The sequence below is a fragment of the Bacillus sp. FSL K6-3431 genome (genome assembly GCF_038002605.1).
Classification (GTDB): domain Bacteria; phylum Bacillota; class Bacilli; order Bacillales; family Bacillaceae_C; genus Lederbergia.
This window is the reverse complement of record NZ_JBBOCT010000001.1, coordinates 2691533-2705862: the sequence shown is the minus strand read 5'-3', so window position 1 is coordinate 2705862 and position 14330 is coordinate 2691533. Positions and strand designations below refer to the sequence as shown.

Sequence of the window (14330 nt, the reverse complement as noted above, 5' to 3'; positions counted from 1 at the left end):
GAATGTTAAAAAATAAAATCAAAGCGTTCGCAAGTTTAGCATTAGCTTCAAGTTTAATAGTTGGGTGTAGCAGTGGTTCTTCTTCCGAAACAAAATCTTCAACAGATGGCTCATATAAGATTGCAACCGTTCGTTGGTCAGATTGGGGAGACGAGTTTACAAAAGGGTTTTTAGAAGATACGGAGAAGGAAGCAGGTATTAAGGTTGATTGGGATATTTACTTGAATTCTGAGTGGGGAGATAAAAAATCAATTCTTTTATCAGGCGGAGAGTGGCCAGATGCATTTTTTGGCTCACTTGCTCTATCTGATTCAGATATTGCTAAAAACCCTGGTGTATTTATTCCGCTAGAAGATATGATTGAAGAACATATGCCAAACTTAGTAAATGCATTTGCAGATGACCCTGCTTTACGAGCAATGGTTACTTCGCCAGATGGCCATATTTATAGTTTGCCAAAAAAATTACCGCTTCGCCCATTAGCAGGAAATGCTTTATTCATTAACAAAGAATGGTTGGATAATTTAAATTTATCCATGCCTGAAACATATGAAGATTTCTATGATGTATTAAAAGCTTTCAAAGAACAAGATGCAAATGGAAATGGTGACCCAAATGATGAAATTCCCTACCAAGGTTCAGCCATGAACTTTATTTTACCGTTTGGTTTACCTCTTGGCGCATACTCAACAACAATGACTGTCAAAAATGGAGAGCCAGTTTTCATGCCTGCAACTGATGAGTATCGTGAAGGAATTGAATGGATGCATAAAGCATATGCAGAAGGCTTAATTGATCAAGAATTATTTACACAAGATGAATCAATGGCTGAAGCAAAAAGGAAAAATCCAGACCAAGCTTTAGTTGGAGTATCTCATGGTTGGACACCAGATGCTGTATTTGGACCAAATTCTGATCAATATGCTCCATTATCAGCGCTAGAAGGGCCGGATGGTGAGCGCTATGTTATGACAGATGCACCTACTTATGAAAGACGTGAGTTTCTGATCACAACAAAAGCAAAGAATCCTGAAAAGTTATTGCAATGGATTGATCAGTTCTATACAGAAGATGCAAGTATTCAAACATTTTACGGTTCCTTCGATGTAGGAGTGGCGAAAAATGATGATGGAACATACACCGTATTAGATGCTCCTAAAGGTGAATCAGCTGATATTTTTGCTTGGGTACATTCATTCCGAGATTTCGGACCAAAATATATCGGTGAAGGATTTAATGACAAAGTAAAATTACCAACTACTGGTGGGGACGGCTTAAAGCTTGAATTAGATAAAGAAATAAATAAATATATAAAAGAGCAATTCCCGAATGTTGTTTACTCAGAAGAAGAAATGAATCGTTTAAGTGCCTTAACTACCGATATTGATTCGTATATAGGATCAATGCAATCGAAATGGGTTGTCGATGGTGGCGCTAAAGAAGAGTGGGATACCTATATTGATCAGCTGGAAAAAATGGGCTTTGAAGAATTTATGGATATTCAAAAACAAGCATTTGAAAGATATCAAAATTCACTTAAATAAAATGTTAAGACAGTCGGTTATATAATAGAAAGCCGACTGTCCTTTTAAAATGAGGGGGGATTATAATGGGGCAACTTTTTAGTCTAGGAAGTCCCATTTCTCACGTATTGGCCAGAATAGTAGATATCTTTATTTTAAATCTAGTATTTATTATTTTGTGTCTTCCTATCATTACAATTGGGGCATCGACGACAGCCCTTTATTCAGTTTTAATGAAAATGATCAAAAATGAAGAGAAGAGTATTGTAAAAAGCTTTTTCATTTCTTTTAAGGATAACTTTTTCAAAAGTACAATATTATGGATGATTACGGTCTTTATTGGGGCAATTATTCTACTGGATTTTTTATTTTTGGGTAATCTTTCAGGACTTGTTCGGTTTCTATTTACGGGCATGGCTATTATATTTGGATTTGTGTTTTTGTGTATCTCGGCATTTATTTTTCCTTATACAGCAAGATATGAGGATACGATAAAAAAATCAATCTTAAATTCATTGCTAATTGGGACTTCTAATTTTCCTAATCTTTTAGCGATATTATTGATGAATAGCATTTTCGTTTTTATTGTCTTATCTTCAAACTTAGGGTTTCTAACAGGGCTATATTTTGTAACATTTGGAGGATTTGCATTCCTTGCCTATTTAAATGCCCTTATAATTAGCAAGGTTTTTAGTAAATATGAAGTTTTTAATCGATGCTGAAGGGAGTAGCAAAATGGAAACAAATAAGATACTGAATATCGGGTTAATTGGACTCGGTGGGATGTCTAATTATTATCGAAATCTCATTTCCACTATCGAAACCATTCGCCTGGGAGCAATTTGCGATGTCCATCAAGAGTTGGTTGACAAAGTAGGTGAAGAGGAAGGAATTGGGCAAGAGAAACGTTTCATTCAGATTGAAGATATCATTGCATCTTCTGATATTGATGCAATCGTTGCGGTCGTGCCAAATAACGTGCATGCCAAAATTGTAGAATTATGTATTAAAAATAAGATGCCTGTCATGTCGGAAAAACCTTTTACATTGAATATGGAAGAGGCGGATCATTTAAGAAAATTATACCAAGAAAGTCCTGTTCCTTTTGCAATCGGCTTTATTCATCGCTATACACCATCTTTTCAATATGCCAAGCAGCTGATAGATGAAAATGCGATTGGTAAGATTCGGTATATTGATGTGAAATACCAGCAATCATTCGGAGCACCATTCTATGAAACTCCTTATTTATGGCGTTATGATCAAAAGATTTCTGGTACAGGTGCTTTAGGAGATTTAGGAGCCCATATAATTGATAGTGCGCGCTTTTTCGTTGGGGAATTTGAGTCAGTCACCGCTTTAATGAAGACCTTTATTGAAAATAGAATTGATCCAACAACAGATGAAGAAAGAGAAGTTTCGGTAGATGATTTTACAAGCATTCAGGCTGAACTTGAAAATCATGTAGTTGGTAATTTTGTAACTACAAGGAATGCGGTCGGATCAGCGAATCAGCTGGAGGTAATGATATACGGTGATGCTGGAACGTTAAATATGAATATTGAACGACCAGATGAAGTTAGAATGTGTATAAAATATTCGGATGAAGAGCCTGTGTGGAAAACGGAGGAAGTACCGGAAAAACATCGAAACAAGTCCCTATTACGCGATTTTGCAAGTCTAATAATGGATGGAGAAAATTCAAATGTCCCAACTTTTGTTGACGGGTATAATAGTCAGCTTGTCATTGAAAGTGTGATTCGATCTGTGGAAAAAGGGCAGTTAGTAAAACTCGATAGGGAGGAAATATAATGATGAAGGTAACAGTATGGAATGAAAATCGACATGAGCAAAAAAATCCTGTAGTGGGAGAAATCTATCCCAATGGTATTCATGGTGCAATTGCAGCATTTCTAAATGATGAAGGTATTGATGCTGAAACAGCGACATTAGATGAGCCGGAGCATGGTTTGACAGATGATGTATTAGATAGTACAGATGTATTGATTTGGTGGGGACATCTTGCACATCATGAGGTGAAGGATGAAATTGTTCAGAAAGTCCAACAAAGAGTATTAGATGGAATGGGCTTAATTGTTCTTCATTCTGGCCACTTTTCAAAAGTTTTTAAAACGCTTATGGGAACAAGCTGTGACTTGAAGTGGCGGGAAGCAGATGACAAAGAAATCCTTTGGGTCGTTGCACCTCACCATCCAATTGTAGAAGGGATTGGGGAAAGTATCCAACTAGAGAAAGAAGAAATGTATGGTGAACATTTTGATATTCCCGCTCCTGATGAGTTGATTTTCACAAGTTGGTTTGAAGGCGGGGAAGTGTTCCGTAGTGGTTGTACATACTCTCGAGGAAACGGAAAGATCTTCTACTTCAGACCAGGACATGAAACATATCCAACTTACCACAATAAAGAAATTCAAAAGGTCATTATTAATGCGGTGAAATGGGCGGCTCCTGTTAATCGTAAACGCCCGACCTATGGAAATGTAGAGCCGATCGAAAACATTAAGGTGAAAAGTTAATAGGGAAATAGTTTGAAAAGAAAAACAACTGGTAGAGAGGAATTTCACCAGTTGATTTTTTATTTTTCATATATCCAATTAAAGGTTGGCTTTACTCATCGCTTATTTAAGCATAATTAAAATATCAGATACTACTATACATATTTTGAAACCTCAATTTTTTCCTCAATCATATACATGAATCGATTAGTAAACAAATAAGTTTTTCTAGAAAGAGTGCAATACTACAAACTTATTTACTTCCCCTTGCATTATATCCCCATATAAAGGTATTATTACAACAAAATATAGAATAAAGAGGCGACCATAGTGAGAACCTTACAATTAACTTTACATGAGGCAATTGAAATTACGAAAGCACTATCGAATGAGCATCGGATGGAGATTTTAAACCAGTTAACAGGTGGTCCAAAAAATGTGAATGATCTTTCTGAGTTATTAGCTATTCCATTTTCCACGGCTGCTGCCCATATTAAAAAATTAGAAGAAACCAAGATGATTAAAACAGAAATTGTTCCTGGACGAGGGAATCAAAAGGTTAGTTCCAAACGTTATGATCGAATTATTATTGATTTAGAGGAAAAAAAGCCAATTATGGAAGATGAAATTACTTTTGAATTGAATATTGGGGAATATGTTCACTGTCAGGTGGAACCTACTTGTGGACTTCTTAGTGATAAAGGAATTATCCATATTCTTGATGACCCTCGCTCTTTCTTTGAACCGGAACGGAAAAATGCTCAGCTTATCTGGTTTCGTGCTGGTCATATTGAATATCATTTTCCTAATCGCATACCATATGGGACGGAAGTAGAGGAATTAAGTTTTTCTATTGAACTTTGCTCAGAGGCTCCTTATCATAATCTGGATTGGCCTTCGGACATTACTTGTTTCATCAATGATCATGAGATCGGTGATTGGACAAGTCCTGGTGATTTCGGTGGAGAAAGAGGGTTTTTAACACCGAGTTGGTGGGAAACCCATAATACTCAATATGGTCTCTTGAAATATTGGAATATTAATAAAGAAGGAAGTTTTATTGATGGTGTGAAGATTTCATCTGTTACCATTGACGATCTACAGCTTCAGGAACATCCTTATATTTCATTGAAACTTGGAATAAAGAAAGATGCGAATAATCTTGGTGGGATTAATATATTCGGTTCCAAGTTCGGAAACTATGAACAGGGATTAATTATGAAAGTTAAATATGCCCATATAAAATAAGGAGTTTCTTATTTTTATATAGGAGAAAATTGAAGTAACACCTCTATAATAAAATATATTTCTGAGAAAAAAACTACTAGTTTTCTATCTGGTTGTTTTTTTTATTACATAAACACTTGATCTATTACATGTATTTGTGTAATAATAATCTCAAGGAAATGAAAGCGTTTATTAAAAAGGGGGAATTACCGTGAAATCTAGTAAATGGTTACTTTTAGTTTTCTCACTTATCCTAATTCTTAGTGCATGTGGGAACAAAGATACTACATCTAAGGATGGTCGTATTGAAATTTCATTTATTAATGGATTTACAGGTGGCGATGGCGCCTATATGAAGAAAATCACTAATGGCTTTAACGAATCACAAGACAAATACAGCATTGTCGAAAGTCAGGAAAAAGAACATTATACAAAGTTTAAATCGGGTAATTATGATTTAGTTGTTATTCATGGGAATAATCTTGAAACCTATCGACTGGATGGATTGATCACTGATGTGGAATCCCTCTATGAAAAAGCTGGAATAAACGAATCTGATTTTCATCAAGCGGGTATTGATTTAGCTAAGTTAGATGGAAAATTATATGGATTTCCACTAGATATCCATCCGCTTACTATGTTCTATAATAAGGAATTAGTTGCAGAGGCACCACAGACATATGAAGATTTAAAACAATTGAATACTAATTTACAAGCGGAAAGTAAGGACTTATATTCACTTGGGATACCTTCTTCAGGATTGGTTGAATTTTATATGTTGATGATTGCATCACAAAATGGAATCGATTTAAAAGACGGAGATAGCTTGAATTTTGCTCAACCGGAATTCGCAGATGCTCTAATGACATTCCATGATATGGTTTGGGAGGATAAAATTTCGCCAGCTAACTTAGGATTGGATGGAGAATTTAAAGCATTTATGAAAGAAGCGGAGTCAGGAACGTCAGTACAAACAGCGGTTGCCTTGACCGGTCCATGGTATTACGGAGCTGCGAAAGAAAAATACGGTGATCAATTAGGAATTGCACCGATTCCTCAAATTGGAAAACAACAAGCGGCATATGGGAATGCCCATTTGATTTCTCTGTCAGAGAAAGTAAAAGATGAAGAGAAGTTAGCAGGTATTGCCGAGTTTATGAAGTATATGTTTACACCTGATAATCTTATCCATTGGGCAGAAGGTGGACAAGCACCAGTTCATTTATCGACGATTGAGAAAATCAAAAGCGAACCAGAAAAGTATGAAATTGCTTTTCAAAACGAAAAGCAATTCGATGATTATGTGAAACCTCCACAAGTATATCAATACGGAGAACAAATACGTTATATGAACGAAAAAGTATTTAGCCAATTAGTGACGAAAAAGGATTTAACGAAAGAGCAATTAATGAAAGAATTAGAAACAGCTACTAAACAAGCGAAACAAATTGTTCAAACAAAACCTGAATAATAGATAGAGAGTGACGGTTTATCTTGTCGTCACTCTTCTTTATAAGTTTTGGAAATTACCTTACCAAAAAAGGTTTATGGAGGTTGGAAAAATATGAATAAAGGAGTCGCATCCAAAACCTCGGCATTTATGATGGTATTCCCCTTTGTTTTATGCTTTCTCTTATTTTGGGCAATACCGGTGGTTGTAGGTATATATGCCAGCTTGCATAACTGGAATTTATCTTCCGGAAATAATGGATTTGTAGGCTTGCAAAATTACATTGATATTTTGACACCAGGGTCACTTTACAATGAATATTTTATCGTGGCATTGAAAAATACGCTACTATTTGTCGTTATCAGTGTTCCGCCATTGGTGATTATTGCTTTGATTTTGGCTTTGATTATTGATCAATTGCCAATGAGGTTGAAGCCTTTGTTTCGAACAATTTATTTTGTCTCGTATTCCATTTCAGTTACGGCTGTATCTGCGATCTTCTTGTGGTTGTTCAATGAAAATGGTGGTTTTTTTAATAATTTACTAGTTTCGACTGGCATTTTGAAAGAGCCAATTAGCTGGTTAAGCCAACAGCCATATGCGTGGGTATCGGTATTGATCGCAACAGTTTGGTGGACAATTGGTTTTAATATGATGTTGTTTATTAATGCGATTGATGAAGTGGACCCTAGCTTATATGAAGCGGCAGATCTAGATGGGGCTAATTTCTTCGCGAAATTCTTCTATATTATTTTGCCGCAAATTCGCAATGTCGCTCTTTTCATTGTCATTATGACGGTCATTGCCTCCTTCAATCTGTATGGTCAATCGAAGCTTATTACAGCAGGTGGGCCTGAGCAATCGACGACATCTTTGACGATGAATATTCAGAACACAGTGATGAATATGAACCAGCTTGGAGCTGGATCGGCGATGGCAATGCTGATGGGCTTTATTATGTTGTTTATTACAGCGGCACAGTATTTCATGGGACGAACGAAAGAAAAGGGAGGGGCATAATGATGCACCGGACAAAAAGAAAAAATTTCTTTGTTGTTACTCTTGCTAGTCTAATTGCGATATTATTTCTTCTCCCACTTGTTTGGATGGTTTTTACATCTTTTAAAACATTAAGTGAGTCGATGTCTAGTGCAGCGATTTTACCGAAAACATGGACAATCCAAAATTATATAGATATTTTCTCTTCGACGAGTGATGCGCCGATAATTCGCTGGATTTTTAATACGGCACTTATCACAGCGGTTGGGACCATTTTAGTTGTAGCTATTGATATTTTGGCTGCCTATGCTCTCGCTAGATTGCGTGTACCTGGCAAAAAAATCATTATGGGGATGATTGTTGCTGCTTTGACGATCCCAGGAATTGTCACATTATTCCCTGCTTTTTATTTATTTAAAAGCATGAATTTGCTCGATACCTTTTTTCCGTTGATATTGCCTTATACAGCAAGTACGATGGGTGTTTTTCTCGTCTATAACTTTCTACTTTCTTTTCCAAGAGATTTGGAAGAAGCAGCTTATATAGATGGGGCGACACAATGGCAAATTTTACGCCATGTCATTTTTCCATCTATTAAACCGGTTGCTACTACTTTAGGGATTATTACCTTTATGGCGATATACAATGATTATTTATGGCCATCCCTTGTCGTAAATACGAATGAAATGAAGACGATTAGTTTAGGGATTGCCACACTTATTCAAGGAGCCAATTTTGTCAATCCAGCAAAAATGATGGCTTCGACAGTCATTGCGACTATCCCTGCTATCATTGTGTTCTTGTTTGCAAATAAATATTTTGTCCAAAGCATTACGAATTCAGGCATTAAATAAAGGAGACAGATAACGTGAGACGTCCAGAATATCCTAGGCCACAACTTGTAAGAGATGAGTGGGTTAATTTAAATGGTGCATGGAAATTTTCTTATGATGATAAAAATATTGGTTTGGAACAGGGATGGCATCAGGATCCTTCAGCATTGAATGAGACAATCGAAGTTCCTTTCGCATACCAGACAGAATTAAGCGGGATCCATGATCCTTCTTTTCATGATTGGGTTTGGTATAGCCGCCAATTTACCGTACCCGTCGATTGGAAAGAAAAACAGATCAAACTTCATTTTGGAGCGGTAGATTACCGAGCGTGGATATATGTGAATGGTGAATATGTCGGATTTCATGAAGGTGGCGGAACATCTTTTTCCTTTGATGTTACCCATTGTCTAACAGGTAAAGAGGAAACTGTTACGGTACGGGTACATGATCCATCCAAAGATGAAACGATACCACGTGGAAAACAATTTTGGGAAGAGAAGCCAGCATCGATTTGGTACACACGGACAACCGGCATTTGGCAAACCGTTTGGTTGGAAGCTGTTCACCCGACACATCTCTCGTCTATAAAATTCACGCCGGATATTGATGCTGGTGATGTGCAACTTGAATGGGAAGTAACTGGAGATTATATCGGCAAGCAAGTGGAAATTGAAATTTCTTTTAAAAATAAAATCGTGACAAAAGATACAATTACATTGCAGGAAGATTATACGAAACGTTCTTTAAATGTATTTAATCATAAAATCTTTCGAACAGGTTACCATCATGATGGTTGGTGCTGGACACCAGAAAATCCGAATCTATTCGATTGTGTGATTACATTAAAAGAAGATGATCAAGTATTAGATAAAATTGATTCCTATTTTGGTATGCGCAAAGTCCATACAGAAAACGGGATGGTTTATCTTAATAATAAACCGTACTACCAAAAGCTTGTATTAGACCAAGGATATTGGCCAGAAGGATTGCTTACCGCACCAACAGATAAGGCATTTGTGAAAGACATTGAGCTTGCGAAAGATATGGGCTTCAATGGCTGTCGTAAACATCAAAAAATAGAAGATCCTCGCTTCTTTTATTGGGCAGATCGTTTAGGCTTCCTCGTATGGAGTGAATGTGCTGCTTCTGCTTCTTATAGTGAAAAAGCGGCGTCGCGTTTAACTAAAGAATGGCTAGAAGCAGTGGAAAGAGATTACAACCATCCCTCGATTATTACGTGGGTTCCTTTAAATGAGAGCTGGGGCATTCCGAATGTGAGAAGTGATAAACAACAGCAAAATCATTCATTGGCGATGTATCATTTAATCAAATCATTGGATACAACAAGGCTCGTCATTTCTAATGATGGGTGGGAGCTAACAAGAACCGATATTTGTGCTGTTCATAATTACAACCATGGAGGAAAAGACGAACTGGCGAAACAAGAAGCATTTAAACAATCCTTATTCACAAAAGAAGATATTTTACAATCCATGCCTGCGAAACGTACCATCTATGCGCAAGGATTTCAATATAATGACGAACCAATTCTCTTGACTGAATTTGGTGGCATTGGCTACAAAGTTGGCGAAGAAAGTGGTTGGGGCTATACATCCGTATCAGGCACTGAAGAATTCCTCGCAGATTATACACGTATTATGGAACATGTGTATCAATCAGAGGTATTGCATGGCTATTGCTATACGCAATTAACCGATGTCGAGCAAGAAATAAACGGGCTTGTCACGTATGATAGAAAGCCAAAATGCGACCTTAGAGAAATTAAAAAAATCAATGATCAGTGGCATAATGACATCATTAAAAAGGGGGAATAACGAATGATCAAAGGGTTTCGGACGATTAAAAAGGTGACAACAGAAGAAATTCATATGAGAGATCCCTTTGTCTATACTGATCACCAAGAGAAAAATTATTACTTATTTGGGACAAGTTTTGCAGATGGATGTGGAGACGAAGACCCAACTTTTGAAGTATATGTGGGGAGCGATTTACGACATTGGGAAGGCCCATATGTCGCCTTCCAACCACCGAAAGGATTTTGGGGTGTCCGCCATTATTGGGCTCCGGAAGTATTTAAAATCGATGAGAAATTTTATATGTTCGCATCGAGTAAGGGTGGAATCGGTGAACACCGGGGAACAGGGATTTTAGTCGCTGATCATCCTGCTGGCCCTTATACCCCCCATAGCGAAAAAGCTGTTACTCCAGAGAACTGGGAATGTCTAGATGGAACTTATTATGAAGATCGAGATGGTCAACGGTGGATGATTTTTTGCCATGAATGGACCCAAGAATATGAAGGGAAAATAAAAGCGATTCGCCTGACGTCCGACTTAAAAAGTTCATTCGGTGAACCGATCGAGATTTTAAATGCCATCGACATGCCTTGGATTCGCCCATTCGGCGATCCACGCATTGAAAAAGAAGGATATCTCACAGATGCACCTTTTATGTACGAGGCAAGAAATGGTGATCTACTATTACTATGGTCAAGCTATTCCATTCCGGATTATGGAGATCAAGGTTTGGGTGGTTATACCGTTGCTGTCGCTCGCTCACGTTCTGGAAAAATCGAAGGCCCTTGGGAGCATGATCCCACCTTACTAATGGATCGGAATGCTGGGCACTCCAGTCTCTTCCATACATTAGATGGACAACTCTATTTAGCAACTCATTATCCTGATACTCCACATGGCAAAGAACATCCACTATTTTTAAGGGTGTCGGAGATGGTTGATGGATTAGAGATTGAAGAAAAAGCGTTCTGAAATTAAATGGGATCTGATCCTAAAAATACGATTCAGGGTAATATTTGAATTTAAATTTTAGAAATGCGGGCTATCTAAAAAATTTCTAAAATAAAGCAGGGAGAGAAACACGGGTTCTCTTCCTGCTTTTGATTTTTTTTCCAACCCATGATAGTAGCTGGCTAATGCCCACCACCATCCGTAGTTTATCAGATTAGCAGTTTAAAAAACGTATCCCACTATTAAAAGTACAAAGGTGCTCTGAACACCTTTAGAAAAGTTTGGCATGTATAATTTTACGTGGGTGCTATGATTAAATTAGAAAGTGATCAAGAAAAAAACATGAGTAAGGATGATTTTTTCATATAACGCCATTTTCAATTGAGGAAGGCTTTTTTGTTTTCTCAAACACATATTTCCAACTGTAATCAAACGAACTTTCGCATATAATTAAATTTATGTGGCTTCAGGATTCCCGCAAACTCATTTAAAAAGTAGATGAGTATTTTTACCAAATCTCTATCATATAACTATTTTTCCATAAACCTCGTTATCCTTATTGCTGATGATAATTCAGGCATCGGTATTCCTCCAACTATAAGACTGTATGCTCCCGTGGACAGCCCGGACTTGTTTCCAAAAAATCCTTGTTTAATTCCAGTGTCACCATGAATTTTTTGATGTTTAGTTTGCATTTATATCACTCATATTTAATATTCAATAAAAATAATGATTGACATTAAATCATTATGTACTAAGACATCATCTAGCTACATATCAATTATTAAATTGTTAAAACAATCGCTACATGAACACGTAAACGAATCTGACAAGTTCAGCAACACAACAGATTCAGCTGCCTAATCAAAAACGCGTTTCTTCGAAACTCTCTATTTTAAAAGGAAATTGAAATTGGAAGAAGTGCGTTATATATACCCAACTGTTTTTGTGATAGTTGCGTTTCACTAATCAAACGTTTGATTAGTATCTATAATTAAAGATAAACACTGTATTAATGGCGGTTCAAGCTTCCTTATTTTAAAGTTTAGTTATTCGAAGCATATTTAGTTTTGAAGTAGCAATAACGATATTGAGCGAGCTAGGAGCCAAATTGTCGCTAGTATATGAGAAAAGGTTTATTAAAAATTGTATGATTATGGTAGAGGTGGGGTTTCATGAAGGTAATTGGATTTGGAGATAATGTAGTAAATAAATTTAAACATAATAGTGAAATAGAAATAGTTGAAGTTCTAGCATCTCAGCTCAGCCTATGAAAATATGATGATGTTCTTAAAGTATTAAGCAATAATGTCGAAACGAACCTAACCTTTGATGAGACGAAAGACGTACAGGAGAATTATGATGATGCCCGGCATTAGGTTGAGCAAATTGAGATTGCTAGTATTTGGTATCTCGATGTTTCACAAGAGGAGTGGAAGAAAGTCCGAGCCAGATTAACGAAACATTTGCAGTTGACGTAGCATGTAATTGAGCGCCCGGGGCCAAAATTAGCTCCGGGCGCTTTTCGCTGTGTGTATTAATTGGGGCTTAGGACTTGCATGGAAAGGTTTGAGGATCTTTTAGAACGATTTACACCGGTTATTATAGCATATTTGCGGCTGCTGCATGTCTGCAAGTGTAAGCAGAAGATAAGTATCTATTAAGATAAAAAGCTCCCAAATGAACATCTCTGATATTCCGTAATACTTTTTTACGCCTCAAAGTAATTGAAAACACCATAATCGCCCTATTACTCTAGTCTTTCTCGCTCCTATATATTAAGATATAGGAATAGCACTCAAAAATAGGATAATATACCCAATAGTCGAATACGGTGGCTAGAAAGAGGAGAAGGAATATGAATAGAAAAGACTATATACTACTGGTTAGCGTTATACTAATGACTTTGCTTATACCAAGCTTATCTTATGCACACCCGGGAAGAACCGATAGTAACGGGGGCCATACCTGTAGAACTAATTGTGAAAAATGGGGATTAGAATATGATGAATACCATTATCACAACGGAGGCGGTTCAGGTGGAAGTAGTTCAGGAGGCCAAAATACGAATCACGTAAAATCTACACAAAAAAGTAATCAACAATTAGAAGAACAGCGTAAACAAAAAGAACTAGCTCGACAAAAAGCAATTGAAGCTGAACGATTAAAAAAAGAGGAAGAAGAAAGACTAAAAAAGTCTGAAGAAGAAAGGCAACTAGGTTCACAAGAAGGTGTTATTAAAGGAACGGAAGATTTCGGGACAGAAGAAAATAACCCGGGGAAATATTTAGAAGGAAAGTCAGATGCATATTCTAGTGGGTTTAAAAAGGGCTACGCTAATGCATGGAAAGAAGAGCAGAATAAAAGGGACTTTTACCAGAAAGGTTACGACCAGGGGAAAAATCAAGAAGAAATTGATTTGGATGGAATTCCAGAAGAGCGAAAACATTATTTTGAAGAAGGATTTAATATTGGTCATCCCGAAAGAGTGGAACAAATAAAGAAAGAGCAAAATAAACTAGGGAAAAAACATGGGCTTAAAAAGGAAACAAAAGAACCAGGGAATACGGATAGAAATGAATATGTTACATCTTATGAAGAAGGATACAAGGCAGGACTTAAAAAGGCGATTAAGAAAGAAGGAAAAGTATCTGCAAATACGAACTACAGTTTTAAAGTGCCTAAGAATTATAAAAGTAATGAGGAATATACAGAATGGTATATTAAGGGGTTTAAATCCAATAAAAAAGCTATAGAAGTCAGAAAAGCTGGATATGCAAAAGGAAAGAAGTTCTTCTCAACAAGCAGGGTCCCTAAAGCTTTTAAAAATTATAGCGAATTGTATAAAAAGTCCTACAAAAAGGCGAAGCAATCCAGATAATTTCGATGCCTATACAGTGCCTGTTACTCCTCGAATTTTCTTGTTCCATAATTTGTTTCACAGGATAATGGGTTGGTAGCTGGTTATGCGAAAAATGCACTTTAACATGTTTATTTTGACAAATTCTGAT

The 14330-nt window shown here is 36.7% G+C and carries 12 protein-coding genes; 11 read left to right on the top strand and 1 reads right to left on the bottom strand.

All coding sequences use genetic code 11. The annotated features are described in order from the left end of the window. Window positions 1-2: 2 nt before the first annotated feature. The 10 genes from MHB53_RS13400 (at window position 3) to MHB53_RS13355 (ending at window position 11340) form a co-directional block, all read left to right on the top strand. A complete protein-coding gene (locus tag MHB53_RS13400) occupies window positions 3-1544 on the top strand; it encodes a sugar ABC transporter substrate-binding protein (protein WP_340919117.1) in 1542 nt (513 codons plus the stop codon). Window positions 1545-1609: 65 nt separating this feature from the next. Continuing rightward, complete coding sequence (locus MHB53_RS13395; RefSeq protein WP_340919114.1) at window positions 1610-2245, top strand: YesL family protein; 636 nt, start codon at window positions 1610-1612, stop codon at window positions 2243-2245. 13 nt (window positions 2246-2258) lie between these two features. Continuing rightward, complete coding sequence (locus tag MHB53_RS13390) at window positions 2259-3335, top strand: Gfo/Idh/MocA family protein (protein ID WP_340919113.1); 1077 nt, start codon at window positions 2259-2261, stop codon at window positions 3333-3335. Continuing rightward, the gene (locus tag MHB53_RS13385) at window positions 3335-4060 is read left to right on the top strand and encodes a ThuA domain-containing protein (RefSeq protein ID WP_340919110.1); all 726 of its coding nucleotides are present in this window, start codon (window positions 3335-3337) and stop codon (window positions 4058-4060) included. Before MHB53_RS13390 ends, MHB53_RS13385 begins: the two co-directional genes overlap by 1 nt. A gap of 309 nt (window positions 4061-4369) precedes the next feature. Further along, window positions 4370-5287, top strand: a complete 918-nt coding sequence (locus tag MHB53_RS13380; protein WP_340919107.1) for an ArsR/SmtB family transcription factor — start codon at window positions 4370-4372, stop codon at window positions 5285-5287. 190 nt (window positions 5288-5477) lie between these two features. Then, complete coding sequence (locus MHB53_RS13375; RefSeq protein ID WP_340919105.1) at window positions 5478-6737, top strand: extracellular solute-binding protein; 1260 nt, start codon at window positions 5478-5480, stop codon at window positions 6735-6737. 93 nt (window positions 6738-6830) lie between these two features. Then, window positions 6831-7736 (top strand): carbohydrate ABC transporter permease, encoded by a 906-nt coding sequence (locus MHB53_RS13370; protein ID WP_340919104.1) that lies wholly within the window; start codon window positions 6831-6833, stop codon window positions 7734-7736. Next, window positions 7736-8569 carry a carbohydrate ABC transporter permease gene (locus MHB53_RS13365; protein ID WP_340919102.1) on the top strand — a complete coding sequence of 278 codons (834 nt, stop codon included), beginning with the start codon at window positions 7736-7738 and terminating at the stop codon, window positions 8567-8569. Before MHB53_RS13370 ends, MHB53_RS13365 begins: the two co-directional genes overlap by 1 nt. 14 nt (window positions 8570-8583) lie before the next feature. Further along, complete coding sequence (locus MHB53_RS13360) at window positions 8584-10386, top strand: glycoside hydrolase family 2 protein (protein ID WP_340919100.1); 1803 nt, start codon at window positions 8584-8586, stop codon at window positions 10384-10386. Window positions 10387-10389: 3 nt separating this feature from the next. After that, complete coding sequence (locus tag MHB53_RS13355; protein ID WP_340919097.1) at window positions 10390-11340, top strand: glycoside hydrolase family 43 protein; 951 nt, start codon at window positions 10390-10392, stop codon at window positions 11338-11340. 509 nt (window positions 11341-11849) lie between these two features. Here MHB53_RS13355 and MHB53_RS13350 read toward each other — a convergent pair. Next, window positions 11850-12014: a hypothetical protein gene (locus MHB53_RS13350; RefSeq protein WP_340919095.1), complete on the bottom strand. Its 165-nt coding sequence runs from the start codon at window positions 12012-12014 to the stop codon at window positions 11850-11852. A 1163-nt stretch (window positions 12015-13177) separates the two neighbouring features. Here MHB53_RS13350 and MHB53_RS13345 point away from each other — a divergent pair. After that, complete coding sequence (locus MHB53_RS13345; RefSeq protein ID WP_340919094.1) at window positions 13178-14200, top strand: YHYH domain-containing protein; 1023 nt, start codon at window positions 13178-13180, stop codon at window positions 14198-14200. The last annotated feature ends 130 nt before the right edge of the window (window positions 14201-14330 follow it).